Raw genomic sequence first — 24,650 nt, forward strand, 5'->3', positions numbered from 1 at the left:
AATGGTTTTAATGAAACTTTGGTTTTGTTAGTACTTGCTCTCTAGAATGTTTGATCTCAGGCTAGAGGGCTTTTTTTTGAGTCGAAAGTTGAAAGGCAAAAGTCAAAAGTTCGAAAGTCGAACCATGTTTTTTTTATTGCATAGGCAATTGGTTTTGTTCGCTTTGCTCTAGGTTTTGGCACGCAGATGACGCTGATTTGGCAGATTTCCACGGATTTTTTACGCTTCGCTTTTTTTTGCCACAGATTGGAATGATTGGTGCCGATTTTTTTGGCTTTGTTTTCAACTTTGGAGTATTCCATTTTTTTTATTGCATAGGCATTGGTTTTAAAGGTTAAGGAAAGTATGCCGCCCGTGCTTGTTGCAGCCAAGGTTGAGCGACATCTTACCCACTAACTAAAAAATAAAATGATAAGATCCTTATGCGAAAATTTCTGAAAAAAAAAGCAGTGCTAAGAATGAAGTGAGAACCGATTGGGAAATAAAAAAAGCGTGGAACTCAACTTATCGAACGGAGGTACTGGTATACCCTGCAACAATAAGAGAGCCCACGCCAGTATTGACGTGAGCATCATACTTATCATCTCGTTGCTAAAATTACCAGTTTTCCGTTCGAGATTCTAAGCGAATGCTTCAAATTTTGATATGAAGAATCGCAAAATTATATTATAATCGTCAAATATAATAATTTTTTTTAAAAGCAATCTATATGTTGCCTTTTTTCTTTTTTCAAAGTGCGAATTTTATCATATGGAAAAAGAAAACTTTTTAACGGAAAGAAAACTACTGGGAAAAAGAATAATGCAGTTGAGGTATAAATGCATTAATGAAAAGACCAATAAACCAATTTCGCAAGAAGAACTAGGTTTACGCATAGGATTAGTTAAAAATCATATTGGTAAAATTGAGAGAGGTCAAACAAATACCACTGTCGATGTTTTATTTGCAATTGCAAGAGAATTTAAAGTCAATATTTCAGAGCTTTTTAATTTTGATGAAATTTAGAAAGATGCCTATGTATCTTTCTTTATATGTTCGATTCATGTATAGTTTTTGTTAGGAAATAAAGATTTTTTAAAAGTGAAAACTCATTAATATACAAATTGAGATAAATTTTTTAACAATAAATTTGCAACAATAATATTGATTAATACGTTTAATAGTAGTAATGTATGTTCAAAATCTATAATAAATAGTTTTGAATTGTATTTAAATACTATATTTGTAAAACTTAAATAAATATTCAATGACATCAAAAGAACATAAAGAATATGTTTTGGCATTAAAGAAATATTCAGATAATCTCTTAAAATCTGAAAACAATGTCAAAGACTTTTTGGTAGATGCAGGTATCCACACACAAACTGGTCGTCTAACAAAAGTTTATTCATCATCTGAGCCTATTGGGTACAAATCAGAAAAATCTAAGCAAGAAAAATCTAAATAGTATTAATGTACTCTAAGAGATCTGGTTTAATTTTAGGTTTTCATGGTTGTGACAAAGCTGTCAGAGATAAGATAGTTTGTGAAAAAGGAGAAATTCTTAAGCCAAGTGAAAATGTATGGGATTGGTTAGGTCATGGTGTTTACTTTTGGGAAAACAATCATGAAAGGGCTTTAAAATTTGCTCAAGATTTAAAAGATAATCCACCTAAAGGAAAGGAAAATTTGATTAAAGAACCTGCTGTTTTAGGTGTTATTATAGATTTAGGCTACTGTTTAGATTTACTAGATTCTAAATTCTTGGACATTCTAAAAATTGGCTATAATCTTCTTTGTGAATCTCATACAAAATTCGGAAGCAATATACCTAAAAATGTAGTTAGTGAAAAAGGGGAATTACTAAGAAGAAATTTAGATTGTGCAGTTATTCAAACAGTTCATGAAATGAATAAAAAATTGAATAAATCTGAATATGATTCCGTAAGAGGAGTTTTCTTTGAAGGATCTGATTTATATGAGAATGCCGGTTTTAAAGAAAAAAATCATATACAAATTGCAATTAGAAATCAAAACTGTATAAAAGGTTTTTTTATTCCGCGGGAATTTGATGAATAAACTTAATAATATTTTAAAGATGACACATGTGACATCTTTTTTTTTGCTTTTATCGCAAATTATTTTATATGTTTTATCGTTTTGGGATAGTTAAATTCTGGAATTGCATACTCGAATAAAAATTAGGTTTATAATTTGCTCTAATTTTTAATATTCGTGTTATGGAATGGTGGGGAATTATTGGTTTGGCAGTTGTTTGGGTTGTGGGTCTTTATTTAAGGGGTTGGATTTATGAGGAGCGGAATGGGTATAAACGATGGAAGGGAAAGAAATAGAGATTTACATATTGGAAATGGGATTAAGAAAAATTATTTTTCTACTGAACAAAAATAAAGTACTACTACCAATTATAATAATATTAATACAAATGAAGATTATTAAATAAACTGATGTAAATAATAATTAAAAATGAAATACAAAATTGACAACATAGAGAAAGTCGAATATAATGAAGTAGTCAATATTTGGGAAGCCTCTGTTCGAGCAACACATCACTTTTTGAAAGAAGAAGATATTCAATATTTTAAACCACTTATCTTAAATACATATTTAGATGCAGTTGAATTGAAGTGTGTAAGAAATGAGTAAAACAAAATAATTGGTTTTCTTGGCGTAGCAGATCAAAACTTGGAAATGTTATTTATTCATCCGCAGTCCAGAGGTAAACAAATTGGAAAAACATTATTGACTTTTTCAATTGAAAAAATGAATGTTAAAAAAGTTGATGTGAATGAACAAAACGACCAAGCAGTAGGTTTTTATAAAAAATGTGGATTTGAAACAACAAGTCGTTCAGAATTAGATGCCACTGGGAAAGCTTATCCAACTTTACATATGGAATTGACTATCGCTAACAATAGCTCCCATTATTAAAAAAGCATATAACAGACCTCTTTAAAATCAATTTTAAAGAGGTTTGTTGTTGTCAATTCAGGATAACTTCTTGTCCATTCGGGATTAACTGCTTTGAGAATACTAGCATTCTCAAAGCACTGTTCTATTTTTGAGGAATGGAATGGTATAAGATTTTAGGTTTTATAGTTGCTTGGGTTGTGGGTCTCTACATAAGAGGTTGGATTTATGAGCAACGGAATGGGTATAAACGGAATGATAGATGGAGGAATAGGAAGAAATAGAGATGCTTAAGTGTCTTTTTTTGTTTTATAGGGAATTGAAAAATAGGTATTTATACGTATTGATAAGTTAATTTAAAAGGGTTACTTTGGTTTTTTTAAAATTATTTTATTGGAATGCGGAAAGCCGTAATAAACTATAAAAATGCTTTTGTATGTTTGAAATTCAAAAAACATATATTTCGTTAACAAATTGATTATACCTATTTAATTTGTTTTTTATGACAATATTTAATGATTTAAAAACAAAATTCTATTAGAATTTAATAAAAATACGAATATGAAAATAGATATACATACACATACGAAGAAAATAAAGCAAGGCGATTCTGTGCATAGAAATATTGATGTCAATAAATTTTCCGAAATAATTAAAGAAACTGACGTTAAGATATTAGCAATTACAAATCATAATTATTTCGACTACGAACAATATTTACAATTTAAATCTAGCGTTGATGGAATTTGCCAAATATGGCCAGGAGTTGAGTTTGATGTTGTTGAAGATGAAAATAGAGCACACTTAATAGTTATTGTCAATCCTAAAAATTCTGAATCTTTTAATCAGAGAGTAAATGAAGTAATTGGAACTACAACTGCTGACAATTTTACAATTAGCATAGATGATGTTGTCGCAAATTTTGATGATTTAGATGCTATATTTATTGCTCATTATCATTCAAAGAAACCAAATTTGTTAGATAAAGATGTAGACAAACTTTTAGAATTAGTAACTAATCAAAAAAGAGTTTTGAAAGAAGCTTCAAATTCAATTTCCGCTGGAATTTATATAAATCACGGTCATAATTCTATTCACGGTTCAGATGTTCATAATTGGGATAATTATGTTAAGGATTCTAATAACTTACCTGAATTAAGGTTACCAGTTGAAAGCTTTGAGCAATTTTGTTTGCTTTTGGATAAAGACGATACAACTATTAAAACAATTCTAGATAAAAAAACAAAAGAGTCTATTCAAATAAATCCTTTTGGTATTGCAGAACTTATTAACCTTGATATTTACAACGATATAAATATTTTTTTTGGTTCAAAAGGAACTGGAAAAACAGACATTTTAAAGGCTCTTTCAACTTATTACAATGGAAAAGGTTTTACAACAGAAGTTTATGAATCAAATTCAAAAAAGCTTGACGATGTTTTTGACTTAAAAGGAAATCAATTAATTATTGATGTAGAAAATTTAGGTATAGATAATTGTTCCAACGAATTAGCTTCATTAAGAAATGCATCAGAAAAAGAAGTTACAAGTTTATCAACTTATTTGAGATATTATTCAGCAGAAGCAACCAATAAAATAACAAAAAGCATTAAAGTAAATCAATTTACTCTACTTGATGAAAACTCTCCTAAAAGGAGTTTTGAAGAAGTAAAAAACTATTTCAAAAGTTTTAATGATTTTAAAAACTATTTTAATGAAGATGCAAAACTTAAAGAAATTGTTGGTGATGAACTTTTAACTGACTTGGATACTTTAATTACAAAAATTTTAGATAAAATTAATTTAGAAACAGACAAACGTTTTATTGATTTTAAAAGCATTAGCTTTTTTAATAACTTAATTCAAGTATTTGTTTCTGAAATTTCTAAAAAGACAGGACAACCAGAAAAACCAACAAAAACTGGTTTCTCTGAATATGCAAGTAACAGGATTTCTATTGAAAAAAATGTAAAAAAAATACTTGAAAATATTTTAAAATCAATTTCGCCTATAGTTGAAGAAGTTGGCGATTTGGGTGAAAAAGGAAAATTATTTTGTCAAACTAATTTGCTAATACAAAACGGAGTAATTTCTGATTCTGACTACAAACATGTTCAAAGCAAAACCAAAATCCCGCAAAAATCTGTTGCTTCGCAAATAGAAATTATTTCAAAGCACATTTATGCAAACACATTATTTGAAAAAATTGACGAGTTAAAGAAAATAGAGGGGGCTGAGACTGTTGCTTCAATAGATGATTTATTGCTTTTTCATAAACATTTTGTTTTAGACGGTAAAGTTTATACACCTTCTAATGGAGAATCTTCAATGGTTTTGTTACACAATGAGTTGATGAAAGACAAAGAAATTTATTTAATTGATGAACCTGAAAAAAGTTTAGGAAACGATTACATCAGCGAAGTGATTGTACCATTGATTAAAGAATTAGCAAAAAGTGGAAAAAAAATAATTATTGCTACACATGATGCAAATATTGCTGTTAGAACATTACCTTATAATTCTATTTATCGTGAACACGATATTAACGGATATTACACTTATTCAGGTAATCCATTCTCAAATAGCTTAATTTGTAATTCAAGCACAAAAGCAAATTTAGACTGGAAATTAATTAGTATGAAAACATTAGAAGGCGGAAAATCTGCTTTCGGAGAAAGAGGAAAAATATATGGCAACACATAACGCAACAATTGAAAGAAAAGAAACTGGTGCAACATTAAAACTTGCAATTGGTTCGGAAGAATTGAATATTGTTTTAACTGACGATAATCCTAATGAAGTTAAATCAGTTTTTAATAAACTACTAATACATTTAAAAAATGATGAAATTGACTTCAATTTGACAGACGACAAGGAAGATTTATATTTTCATATTTGTAAAGAATACATAACTCAACTTAACGCAGAACTAAAAAGTACTTTTATAGAATTGAATGATAATGGATTATTAAACGACTTGTAAAAAAATTAATACCATGCTAGCCAATCCATCTAATTTTGATATATATGCGAAGGTTTCTCTCGTATATGTACGAGTTGGCAGCAATTTTACCTCATGACTTAACTATGAAAGAACAAAATGAACATATTTGGTACGCAAGTTACGGTTCAAACATTTTAGAAGAAAGATTTCACTGTTACATTCAAGGCGGAAATCCCAAAGGTTCTTCGACATCTTATCATGGATGTAAAGATAAAACACTACCTATTGATAATAAGGATTTTTATATTTCTAGCGAGTTATACTTTGCAAAAAAATCAGTAAATTCATGGAATTCTGGTGGTGTTGGTTTTATATCAAACGAATTTGGTAATGAAAGCACACTTAGCAGAATATATTTAATTACTAAACAACAATTCGTTGACGTTCTCAAGCAAGAATGTAATATTGATCAAGAAATGGAAATTGATTTTGACTCTATTATTTCAAACGGTAGCATTGTTTTAAAAGAGACGAAATGGTATAACAAAATCATCTACTTAGGTAACCAATCTGAAAAGCCAATATTTACTTTTACACATCATGGAGACTATTTTGATGAAATAAATAAGCCAGATGAAAATTACCTTAAAATAATAATGGAAGGCATTAAAGAAATTACGAATTTTAATGAATATGATTTAGCAAATTATTTCGCAAACTTAAAAGGAATTATTGGGGAATATTCGACGGAAGATTTAATAAAAATCGCAAATAAATAATAAAATTACCAAGCAGTAGGCTTTTAAAAAAATGTAGATTTGAAACATCAAGTCGTTCAAAATAAGATGCCTCGGTAAAGCTTTATCCAACTTTACATATGGAATTAACTATTGCTAACAGAATACTCCCATTATCAAAAAAGCATACAAAAAACCTCTTTATTTTTAAAGAGGTTTGTTCTTGTCAATTCGGGGTTAAAACTTTTTAGCACTATTTCACTTTTTGATTCTGTTCTAGTTTGAGGAATGGAATTATATAATACAATAAAGTGGAAGAAATTAGATACTTGATTGTCTTTTTTATATCATTTTTAAAACTTGCTTTTACTCAAAATTTAAATATCTTTGAAATAGTTACTATTTAAGTAACAGAAGACATTTTTCTTGTTAAATAACATTTATGAATGAAGAAGATATTAGAGGTAAAATATTATTACCTTACTTACAAGATTTAGGATTTGATATTTCAGAGATATTTTTAGAGTATACTTTTAGTATACGACTTGGAAAGAGAAAGCATGTTACAGGAAGATCAGATATACTTTGTAAAAAGAATGGTAAAAATCTATTTGTAATTGAACTAAAAAATGATTCAATTAAAATAACGCAGAGTGATATAGACCAAGGAATTTCATATGCTAGATTATTGTTAGATGATATAGCCCCATTTACAATCGTTAGTAATGGAAAACAAACTAGGATTTTTGATTCGATTACTAGAAAAGAACTAAAAGGAAACATCTCTGACCAGTCTGTTTTTTTGACAAATGGTTATAGTTTATCTACAGAAGAAGATCTTAGGATTAGATATGAAGCCCTAAAAAATTTTATTTCGCTATCAACAGAAAATTTAAAAGTATTTTGCGAATCCCAAGTGTATGATAGAATGGGTTCAATCATAGGAGGGATAAATAGTCCCTACTCCAAATTTGTCAAAGAACTTTATGTTCAACGTGATGAATTACAAACTACATTTGAAAATTTTTTAAATTCGCCGGAATCAATATTTGGGCTAGTGGGTAATGCTGGGGTTGGCAAAACAAATACTATTTGTTCATTAGCTCTTCGAAACTTAGAAGATAAGTTTGTTTTGTTCTATAATGCTGCTATCATAAACTCTCCTTTAGAATGTATTTCACAAGATTTGAATATTGCTTTCTCTGGTAGAAGTGAATCGGATGTGGTCCTAAAAAAACTGGATGAGATTGGAAGATTTGCTAATAAAAATGTTCTCGTTTTTATTGATGCAATAGATGAAAGTATAAATCCTAATATCGCGGTTGAACTAAGTGAAATTGCTTTAATTGCTAAAAATCTTGATAAAACAAAAATTATTATTAGTTGTAAATCAAATATTTGGAATGCCATTTTAAAAATAAAAAACAAGCCAACTTATCTCCACCAAGAATTAAACAAATATCATGATATAATAAGTGATTTGGATAACAGTCCAGGTTTTCTATTAAATGATTTTTCAGATAAAGAACTAGAAGAAATAATTCCGCTCTATCAAAAAGCATTTGGTTTTAAAGGTGTTATCTCAAATTCTTTGCTTAAAGAATTAAAAAACGGATTTTTTTTGAAAATTTTCAGTGAGGTATATTCTAATAAAAATGTACCGGATAAAATTAGTGATAAAGACTTAATAAATAAATATTTACAACAAGCATTAAAAGAAACAAATATTGGCTATTTCTCTGGTTTGAGAATACTTTCAGCTATTGGGAATATAATTATTAATTATGAATATGATTCGTGGGCAGCATATAAGGACGAAGGTTTAGATGTGAACCATCTACTAGAAAAATTAGATTTCTCCCTTGATAACAATATTCCTGAAGATCTATTTACCAAAAACATTCTTATCAAGTCTAATAAGGACGATTCATATAATGTTTCGTTCTACTATTCAAAAATTCGTGATTATATAATTTGTTTTCATTCTTATAAACTGGATAAACTTTCTGATGACGAATTTTACAATGTACTTTTTGATTTCTATCAAAACCACATCGGTAAAAGTGCATTGGATTTTTATATCGAAAATGCTAGTACTTCTCATCTGAGAACCTTAGTAAAATTTAAACAAGATAAATCATTGGAATACGTTATAAGTCATAACTCCTACCTGGATGAAAATTTTAGAAAGTTTAAACATAAGTTTGATCCTAACACGGATTGCGAAATTGGAATAATGCTACCCAATGATTTAATCAAAAATGATGGTTATGCACTTTTTCGTATGGCTCCGAATTCAACTCAAAAGATTTCTTATTCAAATTTCAAAGATTTTTCAAACAGTGGTTACGATTTATGGTGGGAAAAAGGAATTAAAACTTTACATGGTAGCAATACATCTTTACTTGTCAAAGATCAGGACAGAATCGTTAAGAAAAATATATTCGAAGAGCTGAAGAAAATACTTAAAAAAGGTGGATTTACGGCTTACAATTCTGATGTTTTATTAATGGAAGAAGTTGCTGTAATTCTTTATCATTATTATAAAAGGTTATATTTTGATAATAAAATTGAAGAATTTTATATGCCAAGATACAAAGAGATTTATCCAATAGATTTAAGAGACTTACAGCATAGGATAAATAGATTTCGACTGACTGAATTTTACAGATACAAAAATTTGGGTCATGCAGTAATGGAAGAAACAATTGAAAAAGCATTACAAGAAAATATTAATATTCCAAAAATTAAAGGAATGGGAGATGTTGCTCCTTTTGAAGAATTATTCAAGGCTACACAAATATTGCTTGAAAAAGGCTATGATCAAATTGTTGAACATTATTTACCGTTACCAGATGTATCAATAAATCAAGCTAAAGAGTTCTATGAGCAAAACCGAAAAGACAATTGGAATTATGTTAGAATAGCACAGTTTAGTGAAATTCAGGCAAAACATTATGTTTCAGAGTTCTTTAGACATTTAGAACTGGCTTATAAAGAATTTGTTGATTATTGTTTCCCCACTTATAAAGACGAATTTGATTTTTATGCAACCATTCCACATGAGTATTTCTTTTATTTGAAGGACTCTGATATTCTTAAATGGGGAACTTTTGGATATCGCCCTTCTCAAACTGGTGAATATGAAATTCATTTTAAGGATAGTAGCGAGTCTGATGAAGCTTTTAAAAGTATTGGGCTAAAAAGCTTGAGAAGCTTTTCGTTAGACCTTATTTTGCGTATCCGTGATGACCATCGTTATCCTGTAAAAACTGTTTATCGAATAAACACAGAAAAAGTCGATCAGTACTGCGTTATTAGAAATTGGGTATACAAATTTCTTGAAAGCGATATGAGGGAGTTATTTGAAGAAAATGAAGTTAGAGTTTAAATTAAATATTATTTAGATAAGACGAAATTTCGTTTAACAGTTAATATATATCTTACAGATTATGTGTTAGTTATAAAATTTTTAATACATTTGAATATATAACCAATTAAAACTTAAAATTATGGCACTTAAACCGGGACCTAAAAGAATAGCAGACTCAACAGGACAACCAGACCGAAGACAACGCGATAATAAAGACACACCAGGCAATACACCGTCATTAAAACCACCTGTGCCGAAGAAGAAATGATAAATTATAAAGATGCTGTGAGGCATCTTTTTTTATAAATAATACTAATTTATTGTTCGTTTCATTTTTGCATAGTTAAACTTTGGAAATGCATACAAGAATAAAATTTCGCTTATTAATTTGAGCAAAATTTTAAAATTTAATTATGGAATGGTGGGAGATAATTGGTCTAGTTGCTGCTTGGTTTTTGGGTCTTTATTTGAGGGGTAGGATTTATGAGGAGAAGAATGGGTATAAGAGGAACGATAGATGGAAAAAGAAGAAATAGATGCTTAGGCATCTATTTCTTCTTTTATAGAAAATTTAAAAATAGGTATTTATACGTATTGATAATGTTGAGTAAAAGGGTTACTTTGGTTTTTTTATAATATTTTGAATGAGATTCAGTTGTTAATAATCTTATCTTTGGAAATTAAAAACAAAATTACAATAGAGGTCCAAGATTATTTTTTTACAGATAATATATATCAAATTTAATTAGTTATTATTAGTTAAATTTTTATAGTTCTTAATCGTAATGCATTAGCAATAACTGATACAGAACTAAAGCTCATTGCTAAAGCTGCAATCATTGGAGAAAGTAATAAACCGAAAACTGGAAATAAAACACCAGCTGCAATTGGAACTCCTAAAACGTTATATATAAAAGCAACAAATAAGTTTTGTTTGATGTTTTTCATTACAGCATGACTTAGGTTTTTTGCTTTTACAATTCCTTTTAAATCTCCTTTTACCAAAGTAATTTTTGCACTTTCAATGGCAACATCGGTTCCTGTTCCCATTGCTATTCCAATATCAGATTGTGCTAAAGCTGGAGCATCATTTATTCCATCTCCCGCCATTGCAGTTATTGGAGGATTTTTAATTGCGTTACCTTTGTTGTTGATTGTTTTGCCTAGTTTATTAATGAAGTTTGTTTCGACAGAAATTTAGGTTTTAAATATTTAAAAAGAAGGAATGTTAATACTCCTTCTTTTTATTAAAACTTCATTCTTTGTATTCTAACTGCATTTAAAATTGCCAACAAAGCTACTCCAACATCAGCAAAAACGGCTTCCCACATTGTAGCTAGTCCACCAGCACCTAGAATTAAAACTATCGCTTTTACTGTAAAAGCTAAAGTGATATTTTGCCAAACAATTTTCTTGGTTTGTTTTCCAATATTTATTGCCATTGGAATTTTTGAAGGTTTATCGTCTTGAATTACTACATCTGCTGTTTCAATTGTTGCATCACTTCCTAAACCTCCCATTGCTATACCTACATTACTTAAAGCTACTACTGGAGCATCATTAACACCATCGCCCACAAAAGCAACCGTTTCGTTTTTGGCTATAATTTCTTTGACTTTATTTACTTTATCTTCTGGTAATAAATCGCCAAAGGCATTTGTAATTCCTAATTTTTGAGCCACAAATTGTACTACATTGTTCTTATCTCCACTTAACATAGTAGTTTTGATTCCTAATGCTTTTAATTTATCAATTGTGATTTGTGCATCTTCTTTTATACTATCTGCAATGGTAAGATAACCCACGAATTTTTTATCGTAAGCAACAGCAATCAGCGTGTAGACAATACTTGATGGATCAATATCATATTTAATAGAAAATTTATCCATTAGTTTGAAATTACCCACTAAAAGTTCTTTTCCATTTACATTAGCTTTTAAACCGTGTCCAGCTATTTCTTCAACTTCCTTAAGACTGATTTTACTATCTATTTCTCCAACAAAATCATGTATTGCTGTTGCTACTGGATGCGTACTTTGACTTTCTAAAGCGTTTACTAATTGAAGTATTTTATTTTGGTCAAAATCAGCTTTAAAAACGACTTCTTGTACTTTAAAAACACCTTCAGTCATCGTTCCTGTTTTGTCCATCACAACGTTTTGAATAGAAGCCATTACATCTAAAAAATTACTTCCTTTGAAAAGGATTCCGTTTTTAGAAGCTGCACCAATTCCACCAAAATATCCTAAAGGAATACTTATCACTAATGCGCAAGGACAAGAAATTACCAAGAAAACTAATGCTCTATACAACCAATCATTGAAAATGTAGTTTTCCACAAATAGCATTGGAATTAAACAGATCCCGATTGCTAAAAAGACTACAATTGGAGTATAAATTTTAGCAAACTTTCGGATGAATAGTTCTGTTGGTGCTTTTTTAGCCGTTGCATCCTGAACCATTTGTAATATTTTGGACAATTTGCTGTCTGTGTATGCTGTAGTAACTTCGACGAGTACAACTTTGTTGAGATTAATCATACCTGCCAGTACAATTTCTCCTTTTTGTTTGGTATCCGGTTTACTTTCTCCTGTTAAAGCTGCTGTATTTAATGAAGCATTGTCTGAAAGTAATTTTCCGTCTAAAGCTAGTTTTTCACCAGGTCTTAATTGGATAATTTCTCCAATAGTAATTTCTGATGCTTTTTTAGAAATTGCATTTTCTCCCTCCATTACCATTGCTGTATCAGGTCTTTGATCTAACAGCGATTTGATGTTCTTTTTAGCTCTTTGAACTGCCAATGTTTGAAAAATTTCGCCAATAGCATAAAATAACATTACTGCAACACCTTCGGGATATTCGCTAATTGCAAAAGCTCCAATGGTAGCAATACTCATTAATAAGAATTCCGAAAATATTTCTCCTTTACGAATACTTTCAACCGCTTCTTTAAGTACTGGTAAACCTACTAGTAAGTAAGCTACTATATACCAAACTATTCGTACCCAATCTGTAAACCAAGATTGTGGAAAATAATTATCGAATGAAATTGCAACAATTAAAAATATAAAACTCATGATAGCTGGCAAGAACAATTGAAATGTTGTGCGTTTGTCTACTGAATGGTCGTGTCCATCATCATCAGCATGTTCAGATTTATAGTCAACGGTGCAACATCCCGCTTGATTATCGGTTATTCTATTTATTTTTTCTTCAAGTGTACAACAAAGCTGTTTTCCGTTTGCATCATATTTGTGGTGGTGTTGTGATTCAGTATTTTTCATATGTTTTATTTTAAATAATAAGTTTTAGTATTTTTAGGAGGTTCAATAGCTTTATTGCTAATAATTTCTGATATGTTATTTTCTATCACCTCACATAGCGCAGTCATTGGTATATCTGTAGGTTGATTCTCAAAGGGGTCTTGCATAATAATTGCTGTTTGTTCTACAGCAATTAATAATAAAGGAATAATTATAGTTAATAAAATTTCGAGAATAGGGTAATTATCATCCAAGCCAAATGGTAGTATAGATGCAAGAACATATATAAGAAAGTGAATTAGTAGACTGTATGATTTTGGAAAAACTGTATTTTTAATTCGTTCACATTTTCCCATTGCATCATTTAATCTTGAAATTGTCGTGTCAATCTGTACTTGCTTATTATCATTTAAGTTAAATTTTGTTGCTAGTGAAGCTAAATGTTCACAATGTACGTTTAGTAATTTTGCAGGGATATTATTAGCTTTTATTTTATTCTTTTCTAAATGTAAAGAAACAACTGTTGAGAATTGTTTTTTTCGCAGGCTATCTGATAAAGCGTAACACCATACAATTTGTCTTTCAGCAAAGTCTATAAGTTCTTTATCGCTATCAGTATTTGGTAGAAATTGTTTTATTTGTCTGATGAGAGTTCTTGAATCGTTGACGATTTCACCCCATATTTTTCTTGCCTCCCACCAGCGATCATAAGATTGTGCAGTTCGAAATGCTAACAATAAAGATACAATTGTTCCTGTAATAGCTGTTATTGGTAACGGAATTGATATTTTTTTAAGAAATGTGTTATGATCTATAGTCCCAATAATAATAGCATATATTACTATGATTAAAATATCAAACCACATATATTTTAAAAAATATAAAATCGAATTATAATTATTTTTAACAAGCATAATATTTATTATTGTGTTTATACTTTTTTAGGTAGTAAATAGATTTTTAATTTAATATTTTAAAAAAAAATTAAAAATATTCATCTGAATTTATAATCCATTCTTTTGCTTTTTCTCTGTCAGGCAAGTCAAAATACATCACTGTTGCTTTTGTAAATGGTTTCATAATTGAACGCATACAGTTTTCCCATTTTTTTGTACCTACTAAAGCAATTTTTTCTATATCTGTAGTATGTTTAAAATTCATTTTTCCATAATTAAATTCTAGTATACCATCTTCCCAAAAGCCAGTTGAATTAGAAATAGAACCGTCGTCCATTTCAAAGTACCATCGAACTTTTTCTCCTGTACCTATTATATTATGAATGAATGGGTGTATTTTTTCATAATCTCTAAGGCCTAATAAATCATTAGCTCTTGTAGCTATGATATTTTTACCTGTAAAATCTAAAAGTTGTAGCATAATTAATATTTTTAAAGTTTATAGAAATTATTTTACTATGAATTCATTAGTTATTTAATTTCTCTTATTAGTTGTTGTAAATCTTAATCAAAAACATTGATTTTTTCATTTTTTCTAGTATTCAAATTTCATTTTAACAGGTCATAATTTATTTAGACCTAATTACTAGTATGAGTATATTCTTTTTTTAAATGAATTTATAGTTTAAGCATTAGTAGAAGTAGAGTTTTAAGGTAAAATAATAGTTGTTTTTAATTATCGTCATTTTCTTTTTCGCCCTCATGTACCATTTTTTGCTTCCATTTTAAATACCATTTTTGATGATGTAATGAAAGTAAAAAATACAAGGCTAATGATGCGACTATAGAAATTATGAACATATTTAATCCCACTGCAACACCTACTGCTGAAGTGCACCAAATTGTAGCAGCAGTTGTTAACCCGTGAGATGTTCCTACACTGTTATTACGATAAATAATTCCCGCACCAAGAAAACCAACACCTGTAATGATATTTGCTACTACTCTTAAAGCCTCTCCTGGATTGTTGACTAAGTGTGCTGCGATAGCTGTAAATAAAGTTGCTCCTATACATACAGCTGCATAAGTTCTAATTCCAGCATCCCGACCGTGTCTTTCTCTATCAAAACCTATAAAAGCTCCTAAAAAAAAGGAAATTATAAGTTTTGAAACTATAATTAATTCCGCATTTATATCCATTATTAATTTATATAAATTAAGTGTCTTTAAAAAGTAGATTTTTATAGACTCTAATTTTTTAATCTTTTTCTTCTAATTGTATTACCGTTATTTTCCAAAAAAAACATACCCAATGTAAAGTGCTAAAAAATATTTTTTAAAATTATAAAGGTTAAATAATCCTGTAATCTCTAATTTTTTTAGGGTAGAGATTACAGGAGTTAATACAATAAATAAAAAATTATTCTTTTTCTACTTTATTGATTTTTTCATCTATTCTACAACATTTTGAATCATCTTGTAATTTGTGAGTGTTTTTCATAATTTATAATCCTTTTTAATGAACGTGCTCTCCACCACCTTTTGAAGCTGCCAATAAATAAAATGCACCTTTAATAACAATTTTTGAATTTGTTGGAATCTCTTCTACTAATTTAATTTCCGTATAACCTAAATCGGTTGTTCCTGGAACTACTTCTATTGCTTTAAAGTGTACTTCGTTGTGTTCTTCTTCCTCGCCAACAGCTTCTTCAGAATGTGCTTCGCCTTCTTTGTGTTCGTGTGCTTCTGCTTTTTCAGCTGTGGCTTTTTCTACATGTTCTTCTTGTATGTAAATATAATATTTATCTCCGTTTCTCACAACTGCGTCTTTAGGCAGTGCTTGAACCGTTTGATTGGTAATGTTAATATTAGCTGCAACATACATTCCAGAAATTAAACCTTTTGTATCATTTTCATTAATCTTGGCATGTACTGCCACCGATTTACTTTCGTTTGAAAAGGATTTATTAATACCAAATATTTTCCCTTTAATAGATTTGTTAGATTGATTGGTTAACACGAAATCAACTTCTTGACCAATAGATATTTTACCTAAATCTTTTTCAAAAACATTTAAATCAAGGTGCATTTGTGTGTTGTCAATTACTTCAAAAAGACTTATTCCTGTATCTGCAAAAGTTCCTTTTGTAATGCCTATTTTACCCACATAACCACTTATTGGAGCAATAATTGGAATTAAAGATGAGTTTCCTGATAAACTTACATTTAATGCTTGTAATTTGTTTTTAGTGGATTGTGCTCTTGCTCTTTCCACTGCCAATTTTGCTTTTACTTCTTGAAATACTTTACGAGGATTTACATCTTCTTCACTCAATGTTTTTTGACGATTGTATTCCAGTTGTAAGTATTCAATATTCGCTACAGCTGAATTGTAATCTTCTTGCATTTCAGCAACTTCAAGGTTTTGAAGTGTAGCCAATGTTTTTCCTTTTGCTACATAAGTCCCCTCTAACACATAAATCTCTTTAACAACTCCACCAATTAAAGTAGAAACATTTGCCATGTTTTGTGGAGGAACAGTTGTGTAACCATTAGCTTTGATGATTGTATTTAGGTTTTTCATTTCAATACTACCTGTTTCAATTCCAACTGTTTCAAATTGCGTTTTAGTCAATGCTACTTCTGTTTCCGATTTTTCTTCTTCGTGAGCTTCTTCTGTTTTCTTTTCTCCACATGAATTTAGAATCAAGAAAGAAGAAAGAAGAAAGATTTTAAAAAATGAGCTTATTTTATAATTTGATTTTAAAAATATATTTATCATTATCGTGAGTATTAATTGTTATTGAAAGATGGAAATTGCATTTGAATAGCACTTTGATTGTAAGCGTTTACTGCTTCGATGTTTTGCTTTTTAATGTCAATGGCTTGATTAAGAAAACTGATGTAAGACCAGTAACTCATATCGCCATTGGCATAACTTTTTTGTGCTGTAGAGATGATCTGTTCTGCATATTTTAAACCTTCGTTTTCAAAATATTGTATTGCTTTTTGTTGTTTTGCAAATTGGTTTACTAATTCTTCTTTTTGCAATTTTAGAGTCAATTTTGTTTTATCGAATTCTAATTGCGATTGTGACTTACTTATTTCAGAAGCTTTAGCTCGAGCTGTATTTGCACCACTAAACAAAGGAATTTGTAAACCAACTGTAAATCCTTGAAAATAAGACTCTTTGTTTAACGTTTGACCAAAATAACCCAAGCCTAATTTTGGTGCTCGCATTTTTTTGAAAGCATTTGCTTCTTTTTCATAAACCATAGCTTGTTGGCTATAATAATCACTTACTAATGTTTCTGCTTTGGATTCTTCTAAAACCGATGAACTAGCATATTTTAAAGAAGTTGAAGCTTCTGGAAGTATATTTTCATTTGTCTGTATAAAATATTGCAACTGCTTTTGATAAATTACCAAATCAAGTAGAATTTGTGCTTTTAAGGTTTCAATTTCCTTTATTTTAGCTTTAGCACTAATAGCTTCAATACTACCGCTCTCACCAGTTTTAAATCGCAGTTCAGCATTTTTAAGAAATTTTGAATACACCTCATACAATTCATCATTTAACTTTTGAATTGAAATACCATATAAATATTGATAATAGGCAATAGTTACTGCTTTTTCGATTTCATATTCCGATAATGCTTTTTGTTTTTCAGCCAGTTTTGCCAATTCTTCTTGAAGTTGTCTGTTTGCTTTTGTACTACCACCAATGGGGAAATATTGTTGAATACTAACATTATTGTCATAATCTACGCTATTGTATTGTCCACCCATGTATTCAATTTGCAAAGGATCTGCTTGAAAAGCTGTTTTCTTAAGAACTGTTTGTTTTTCAATTTCCTTATCGGCAATTTTTAAATCCATATTATTCTCTTTAGCCATTGTAATAGCTTGTTCTAAAGTTATGGGTTTGCTGTTTTGAGCAAATGAAAATGTACTAATGAATAATACGATTATGGTAATAATTGAATTTGACATTTTTTTTCTTTTTTTAATACCCTTCTCAAAAAGTAAATATAAAATTGGCAATACGATTAAGGTTAGTAAGGTTGCTGAAAACAAGCCACCAATAACAACCGTAGCTAATGGTTTTTGCACTTCTGCACCACCACTGGTTGATAATGCCATTGGTAAAAACCCTAATGAAGCAACAGCAGCAGTCATTAAAACTGGTCGCAATCTGGTTTTTGTGCCAATTAAAACGCGTTGTAATGGGTCTGTAATTCCTTCTGATTTTAATTGGTTGAAATAAGAAATCAGTACAATTCCATTTAGTACTGCAATACCAAATAAAGCAATGAAACCAATACCTGCTGAAATACTAAAAGGCATTCCTCTCATCCATAAAGCAAAAACACCACCAATTGCTGATAATGGTATGGCTGTAAAAATTAATACCGCTTGTTTCATGCTATGGAATGTGAAGAATAACAACACCATAATTAATGCCAATGCAATTGGTAAGGCTACAGAAAGTCTTTTGTTTGCTTCTACTAAATTTTCAAATTGTCCACCATAGGTTATATAATATCCTGCTGGAAGTTCAAAATTTGTTTCTAATTTTTGTTGAATTTCTTCAACAACACTTTTTACATCACGACCACGTACATTTAATCCTATGGTTATTCTTCGCTTTCCATTTTCACGAGAAACCTGAACTGGTCCTTGCTCGTATTCTACAGAAGCTACTTGATAAAGTGGTACTTGTTGGCCGCTTGGTAATGGTATAAAAAGATTAGATACATCTGAAATATCACTACGATTTTCGGCATTCATTCTAACTACTACATCAAAACGTTTACTTTCTTCATAAATTTTACCTGCACTTTCACCCGCAAAAGAGGATCTGATGATTTTATTTACATCTGTAATATTTAGTCCATACAAGGCAATTTTATCGTAATCATATTTAATAGTGATTTGTGGTAACCCTGTTACTTTATCGGGTTTTAAATCACCCACTCCTTGAATATTATTTATTTTTGAAATTAATTCTTTTGCTTTTTCATCTAATACTTCTAAATCATCACCAAAAATTTTTATAGCAATATCACTTCTACTACCAGTCATTAATTCGTTAAAACGCATTTGAATAGGTTGAGAAACTTCAATATTTGCTCCAGGAATAACCTCTATTTCTTCTTTCATCAAGTTAGCTAGATCTTCCCAGTTTTCAGCCGAACTCCATTCTGATTTATCTTTCAAAACAATAATAAAATCACCACTTTCAATAGGCATAGGATCTGTAGGAATTTCTCCACTACCAATTTTTGTTACAATAGTTTTAATTTCAGGAAATTTTGCTTTTAAAATTTTTTGACATTTAGTTGAAGTTTCAATAGTTTGAGTAAGCGAACTTCCTGTCATAATTGTAACATTTATTGCTAAATCTCCCTCTTCAATTGTTGGAATAAATTCACCACCCATATTTTGGAAAACTAGTAATGCCATTACAAATAATCCGATTGCAATACCCAATACTGCTTTTTTTATTTGTAATGCTTTGTCTAAAAACGGAGTATATATTTTTTCTAACCATGCTATCAATTTATCACTGAAATTTTCAGTATGTTCTGTCTTTTTAGACAAGAACATTGCACTCATCATGGGCACATAAGTTAAAGAAAGGATGAAAGCACCAATTACAGCAAAGCCAACAGTCATAGCCATAGGTTTAAACATTTTACCTTCTGTTCCCACTAATGCTAATATTGGTAGATATACGATTAAAATAATTATTTCTCCAAAAGCAGCACTGTTACGAATTTTAGAAGCAGATTGGTACACTTCAACATCCATTTCTAATTGAGTCAAATTCTTTTTCCTTTTAAGTTTCTGTAAATGATGCATTGTGGCTTCCACAATAATTACTGCACCATCGACAATAATCCCAAAATCGATAGCCCCTAAACTCATTAAATTTCCACTTACTCCAAATTGATTCATCAATATAACTGCAAATAGCATTGACAACGGAATTACCGAAGCTACGATTAGTCCTGCACGAAGATTTCCTAAAAATAAAATCAATACAAAAATTACAATTAATGCTCCTTCTAATAAGTTCTTACTAATTGTACCAATGGCATTCTCTACTAATTTACCTCTGTCAATAAAAGCTTCTGCAACAACTCCTTCTGGAAGTGTTTTATTAATCTGAACCATTCTTTCTTTAACTCTATCTACAACTGCTTTTGAGTTTTCACCTTTTAACATTAATGCCATTCCACAAACAATTTCTCCTTTACCATCTTTTGTAGCTGCACCATATCTCATAGCATATCCCTCTTTAACCGAGGCGACATCACGAATTAAAACAGGTGTACCGTTTCTATTTTTTACAACAACATTTTCCAAATCATTACTTCCAGTTGCCATACCTACCCCGCGAATAAAGTAGGTCATTTGATCCTTTTCTATATATGCTCCTCCTGTATTTTGGTTATTTTTTTCTAAAGCTTCAAAAATTTCAGTGATCGTTACATCTAAACTCTTTAAGGTATTTGGTTTAACAGCTATTTCAAACTGTTTTAATTTACCACCCCAAGTAGCAACTTCTGCAACGCCTTCAACTCCTTGTAATTGTGGAACTATAATCCAATCTTGAATAGTTCTTAATTTGGTAGCGTCGTATTTATCTTCATATCCTTTTTTCGCATATACATCATATTGATATATTTCTCCTAAACCAGTAGTTATTGGAGCCATTTCTGGGGAACCTGCATAATCTGGAATGTTTTCTTTAGCTTGACTTATTCTTTGAAAAATTTGATTCCTTGCCCAATAAATATCTACATCATCTTTAAAAACTACTGTAACTACAGAAAGTCCAAAACGAGAAATACTTCTCAATTCTATAATTTTTGGAATTGTTTTTAAAGATTGCTCTAATGGATATGTAATGAGTTGCTCAATTTCTTGACTGGCTAAAGTAGGTGCATTTGTAATAATTTGCACTTGATTATTAGTAACATCTGGTAATGCGTCAAGTGGTAATTGTTTTATTGAATAGCTTCCCCAAGCTACTAACACAAGTGTAAAAAGTAGTATAACGAATTTGTTCTTTATACTGAATTGTATGATTTTGTCTAACATTGAAAATATTATAATGAATTAGAAATTAGCAAATAAAAATTTGCCATAATTTGTGCTATGAACACAAGTTTCTAACCCGAATCCCGAAGAAGCATCGGGACGGGCTTCATTATACTATTTGAGGGGGTTGCCAAATACTCCCAAAGAAATTGGCATACAAATTAGATTTGTAAATGGAGTTTAGCGTTTGAATTTCTTCAATTGAGGTATGAAAATTAAAAACTACTGTAGGTACATAAGACAATACACTTTGTCCACAGCAGTTACAGATACAAAAAGGAGAACATGCATCATTTTCCTGATCGTGTGAATGATTATCAGAGTTTGTCTCTATTTTACTTGCAGTATGCGTAAAATTAGATGCTTCCACATCTGCACATGGCAAACATGAAAGTATCACTAAATAGATTGATAATATGTAGCTTAAAAATTTCACAGCTGTAAAAGTAGTAAAATTATTTAATTTTATTTTAAGATTAGAAATGATTTATATAATAATACAATAACATTGCTGCAATATAAAACTAAATTATGAAAACGGAAGTTTGTCCATTGCATGAATTCTATAGTATGTTATAAAAATATAATTTTATTTTTTACTTATTTTTCTTTTTAAAAGTTGAGCGTTAATTGCAACGATAATTGTGCTTAAACTCATAAAAACAGCTCCAATTGCTGGACCTAAAACAAAACCAGATGAATATAAAACTCCTGCTGCTAATGGAATTGCAATAACATTATACCCAGTTGCCCAAATAAGGTTTTGAATCATTTTATTATAAGTGGCTTTTCCAAACAGGATTAAATTTGCTATATCTTGAGGATTGCTATTTACTAAAATAATATCCGCGGTTTCTGCAGCAACATCTGTTCCTGAACCTACTGCAATTCCTACATTAGCTTGTGCTAGGGCAGGTGCATCATTAACACCATCACCTGTCATTGCTACAAACTCACCTTTGGCTTGAAGGTCTTTTATTATTTCTACTTTTTGATGTGGTAATACTTCTGCAAAATAGCCATCTAAACCTAACTTATCACTTACTGCTTTTGCTGTGATTTCGTTATCTCCAGTAGCCATTAATACCTTAATATTATTCTTTTTAAAAATTCTAATTGCTTCTGCTGATTCTGGTCTGATTTCATCTGCTAATGCAATAAAACCTACTAACTTATTGTCGATTACAATAAAAACTACTGTTTCTGCTGCATCACTGTAAGCATCTTCTGGAATTGAAATATTATTTTCACGTAAATATCCTGGACTTACTACTTTTACTTCTTTTCCTTCTACAATAGCTTCTACACCTTTACCTGTAATTGCTTTAAATTTTTCAAGATTAGGTATTACTACTTTATTTTCTTTTACTTTTTTAATAATCCCAACTGCAATAGGATGTTCTGAACTTTGTTCTAAAGCACTAGCTAGTCTTAAAACTTCCTCTGTAGTAAAATTTTTATCTACCGTTTCAATTCTTGTAACACCAAAATCTCCTTTGGTTAATGTTCCTGTTTTATCAAATAATAATGCCGAGATTTTACGAGATTCTTCAAATGCAGTTCTATTTCGAATTAACAAACCATTTTGAGCAGAAACCGCTGTTGAAATTGCAACAACTAAAGGAATAGCAAGACCTAAAGCATGTGGACAAGCAATTACCATTACCGTTACCATTCTTTCTAAAGCAAAAACAAAAGGAAATCCTAAAAGTAACCATGTAGCTAAAGTTCCAAAACCTATAACTAAAGCAATATAAGTAAGCCATTTTGCAGCTCTATCGGACAAATTTTGCATTTTTGATTTGGTCTTTTGAGCTTCTTCTACCATCTTAATCACTTTATTAAGATAGCTGTCTTTTCCTGTATGTTCTACTTTAACATTTATAGTACTATTTCCGTTTACAGAACCACCAATGACTTTATCATTTACTTCTTTTTTAACTGGTTTTGACTCTCCAGTTAACATTGATTCATTTAAATAACTGGTGCCTTCTGTAATTATTCCATCTGCTGGAACTTTTTCACCAGGTTTTATAAGTATTATATCATCTTTTAATAATTTATCAAGAGCTATATCTTCAATTTTATCTCCAGTAACTTTATGTGCTTCGGCAGGCATCATACTTACCAAAAGTTGCAAAGCTTTGGATGCTCCTAAAACACTTTTCATTTCTATCCAATGTCCAATTAGCATAATAGCTATAAGTGTAGCCAACTCCCAAAAAAAATCAACTCCTTTAAGCCCAAATACAGTTGCAGAACTATAAAAATATGCAACACTAATTGCCATTGATATTAATGTCATCATACCTGGAGCACCACTTTTTATTTCTGACCAGAATCCTTTTAGAAAAGGCCAACCACCATAAAAATATACAATTGTTCCAAAACCAAAAAGGACATAAGAATTTCCGGGTAGTAAATATTCATACCCAAAAAAATCTTGTATCATTGGAGATAAAAATAATATGGGAATGGTTAAGAATAAGGTTACCCAAAAGCGTTTTTTAAAATCATTAATCATCATTTGGTGGTGGTCATGACCTGCCATTCCCATTGGAACGCTACCATGATCGTGCTTCATTTTTGAATGATCCATTTTTGAATGGTCTTCTGTTTTATGATTCATTTTAGAATGATCCATTTTTTGGGGTTGTTTGTTATTTTCCATTTTAATAAATTCTTTAGTTATTTGGATATTTTAGATTAAGATTTTTTAAATGTTCTGTTAGTATTTTTGCTACTTGATAGTTACGATACCATTTTTTGTTTGCAGGAATTATATTCCAATCTGGACTATCGCAATTATTAATTATGCTATTATAAGCCGTTTGATATTTATGCCATAATTTAGCTACATTAGTATCTTCTTTGCTGTATTTCCATCGCTTATGAGGTTTGGTTAATCTTTCTTTAATTCTTTTTTCTTGTTCTTCTTTTGATATATGTAAAAACATCTTGATTACAGTAATGTTATTTTGCTCAAAATGCTCTTCAAGGTTTTTAATAAGTTTACAGCGATGTATCATCATTTTATCAGAACTTTTATTTTCTATTATGGGCATGATGATATCTTCATAATAAGAACGATTGAAAATCTGAATTACACCTTTTGGTGGAACATGTGAATATACTCGCCACAAAAAATCATGACTTAATTCTTCTTCTGTTGGTTTTTTAAAAGATTTTACCTGAACACCTTGTGGGTTCATACTACTAAAAACATGTCTTATTGTACCATCTTTACCAGAAGTGTCCATTCCTTGTAGTATTATAAGTAAAGCAAATCTTCCATCTGCATAAAACTTATTTTGCAGTTCAAAAAGTTCTTTTCGCAACTTTTTTAATGCTTCCTTTGCTACATCTTTAGACAGATTGTTTACGGGTTCTACTGAAATATCATTAAGAGTATTCATT

Annotated in this window: 20 protein-coding genes and 1 pseudogene; 10 read left to right on the plus strand and 11 right to left on the minus strand. The window is 30.0% G+C overall.

Going from position 1 to position 24,650, the window contains the following annotated elements; translation table 11 throughout:
• Positions 1-56: 56 nt before the first annotated feature.
• Complete coding sequence (locus FHG05_RS02475; RefSeq protein WP_140996413.1) at positions 57-371, minus strand: hypothetical protein; 315 nt, start codon at positions 369-371, stop codon at positions 57-59.
• Positions 372-750: 379 nt separating this feature from the next.
• Here FHG05_RS02475 and FHG05_RS02480 point away from each other — a divergent pair, with 379 nt between their 5' ends.
• The 10 genes from FHG05_RS02480 to FHG05_RS18630 all read left to right on the plus strand — a co-directional run bounded on the left by FHG05_RS02480 (position 751) and on the right by FHG05_RS18630 (position 10,232).
• Positions 751-1,005, plus strand: a complete 255-nt coding sequence (locus FHG05_RS02480) for a helix-turn-helix domain-containing protein (RefSeq protein WP_140996414.1) — start codon at positions 751-753, stop codon at positions 1,003-1,005.
• Between the two features lie 241 nt (positions 1,006-1,246).
• Positions 1,247-1,447 (plus strand): hypothetical protein, encoded by a 201-nt coding sequence (locus FHG05_RS02485; RefSeq protein ID WP_140996415.1) that lies wholly within the window; start codon positions 1,247-1,249, stop codon positions 1,445-1,447.
• Between the two features lie 5 nt (positions 1,448-1,452).
• On the plus strand, positions 1,453-2,058 hold the full coding sequence (locus FHG05_RS02490; protein WP_140996416.1) for a hypothetical protein: 606 nt from the start codon (positions 1,453-1,455) through the stop codon (positions 2,056-2,058).
• Between the two features lie 408 nt (positions 2,059-2,466).
• Positions 2,467-2,646, plus strand: coding sequence for a hypothetical protein (locus FHG05_RS18655; RefSeq protein ID WP_317130123.1), 180 nt, complete (start codon positions 2,467-2,469; stop codon positions 2,644-2,646).
• A 9-nt stretch (positions 2,647-2,655) separates the two neighbouring features.
• Positions 2,656-2,931, plus strand: a complete 276-nt coding sequence (locus FHG05_RS18660; protein ID WP_317130126.1) for a GNAT family N-acetyltransferase — start codon at positions 2,656-2,658, stop codon at positions 2,929-2,931.
• A 540-nt stretch (positions 2,932-3,471) separates the two neighbouring features.
• Positions 3,472-5,613, plus strand: coding sequence for a hypothetical protein (locus tag FHG05_RS02500; protein WP_140996417.1), 2,142 nt, complete (start codon positions 3,472-3,474; stop codon positions 5,611-5,613).
• The gene (locus FHG05_RS02505) at positions 5,600-5,893 is read left to right on the plus strand and encodes a hypothetical protein (protein WP_140996418.1); all 294 of its coding nucleotides are present in this window, start codon (positions 5,600-5,602) and stop codon (positions 5,891-5,893) included. Before FHG05_RS02500 ends, FHG05_RS02505 begins: the two co-directional genes overlap by 14 nt.
• Positions 5,894-5,937: 44 nt before the next feature.
• The gene (locus tag FHG05_RS02510) at positions 5,938-6,633 is read left to right on the plus strand and encodes a hypothetical protein (protein WP_140996419.1); all 696 of its coding nucleotides are present in this window, start codon (positions 5,938-5,940) and stop codon (positions 6,631-6,633) included.
• 400 nt (positions 6,634-7,033) lie between these two features.
• Positions 7,034-9,982 carry a type I restriction enzyme HsdR N-terminal domain-containing protein gene (locus FHG05_RS02515; protein ID WP_140996420.1) on the plus strand — a complete coding sequence of 983 codons (2,949 nt, stop codon included), beginning with the start codon at positions 7,034-7,036 and terminating at the stop codon, positions 9,980-9,982.
• Between the two features lie 121 nt (positions 9,983-10,103).
• The gene (locus FHG05_RS18630; protein WP_262710427.1) at positions 10,104-10,232 is read left to right on the plus strand and encodes a hypothetical protein; all 129 of its coding nucleotides are present in this window, start codon (positions 10,104-10,106) and stop codon (positions 10,230-10,232) included.
• Between the two features lie 491 nt (positions 10,233-10,723).
• Here the strand turns inward: FHG05_RS18630 and FHG05_RS02520 are convergent.
• From FHG05_RS02520 to FHG05_RS02565, 10 genes and pseudogenes are all read right to left on the minus strand, one after another.
• Positions 10,724-11,083 (minus strand): annotated as a pseudogene (locus tag FHG05_RS02520) (HAD hydrolase family protein); the annotation flags it as partial.
• A gap of 128 nt (positions 11,084-11,211) precedes the next feature.
• Positions 11,212-13,248: a heavy metal translocating P-type ATPase gene (locus FHG05_RS02525; RefSeq protein WP_140996421.1), complete on the minus strand. Its 2,037-nt coding sequence runs from the start codon at positions 13,246-13,248 to the stop codon at positions 11,212-11,214.
• A gap of 5 nt (positions 13,249-13,253) precedes the next feature.
• On the minus strand, positions 13,254-14,141 hold the full coding sequence (locus FHG05_RS02530; RefSeq protein WP_140996422.1) for a bestrophin family protein: 888 nt from the start codon (positions 14,139-14,141) through the stop codon (positions 13,254-13,256).
• A 70-nt stretch (positions 14,142-14,211) separates the two neighbouring features.
• Positions 14,212-14,604 carry a SpoIIAA family protein gene (locus FHG05_RS02535; protein ID WP_007139476.1) on the minus strand — a complete coding sequence of 131 codons (393 nt, stop codon included), beginning with the start codon at positions 14,602-14,604 and terminating at the stop codon, positions 14,212-14,214.
• Between the two features lie 251 nt (positions 14,605-14,855).
• Positions 14,856-15,323 (minus strand): MgtC/SapB family protein, encoded by a 468-nt coding sequence (locus FHG05_RS02540; RefSeq protein ID WP_140996423.1) that lies wholly within the window; start codon positions 15,321-15,323, stop codon positions 14,856-14,858.
• A gap of 316 nt (positions 15,324-15,639) precedes the next feature.
• Positions 15,640-16,905, minus strand: a complete 1,266-nt coding sequence (locus FHG05_RS02545; protein WP_140996424.1) for an efflux RND transporter periplasmic adaptor subunit — start codon at positions 16,903-16,905, stop codon at positions 15,640-15,642.
• Between the two features lie 11 nt (positions 16,906-16,916).
• Positions 16,917-21,233, minus strand: a complete 4,317-nt coding sequence (locus FHG05_RS02550; protein WP_140996425.1) for a CusA/CzcA family heavy metal efflux RND transporter — start codon at positions 21,231-21,233, stop codon at positions 16,917-16,919.
• A 109-nt stretch (positions 21,234-21,342) separates the two neighbouring features.
• Positions 21,343-21,669: a DUF6660 family protein gene (locus tag FHG05_RS02555; protein ID WP_232338040.1), complete on the minus strand. Its 327-nt coding sequence runs from the start codon at positions 21,667-21,669 to the stop codon at positions 21,343-21,345.
• A 153-nt stretch (positions 21,670-21,822) separates the two neighbouring features.
• Positions 21,823-23,904 carry a copper-translocating P-type ATPase gene (locus FHG05_RS02560; RefSeq protein WP_140996426.1) on the minus strand — a complete coding sequence of 694 codons (2,082 nt, stop codon included), beginning with the start codon at positions 23,902-23,904 and terminating at the stop codon, positions 21,823-21,825.
• Between the two features lie 13 nt (positions 23,905-23,917).
• Positions 23,918-24,649, minus strand: a complete 732-nt coding sequence (locus FHG05_RS02565) for a PPK2 family polyphosphate kinase (protein ID WP_140996427.1) — start codon at positions 24,647-24,649, stop codon at positions 23,918-23,920.
• Position 24,650: the final 1 nt, after the last annotated feature.

Source organism: Flavobacterium profundi (assembly GCF_006491645.1).
In the GTDB taxonomy this organism is placed as follows: domain Bacteria; phylum Bacteroidota; class Bacteroidia; order Flavobacteriales; family Flavobacteriaceae; genus Flavobacterium; species Flavobacterium profundi.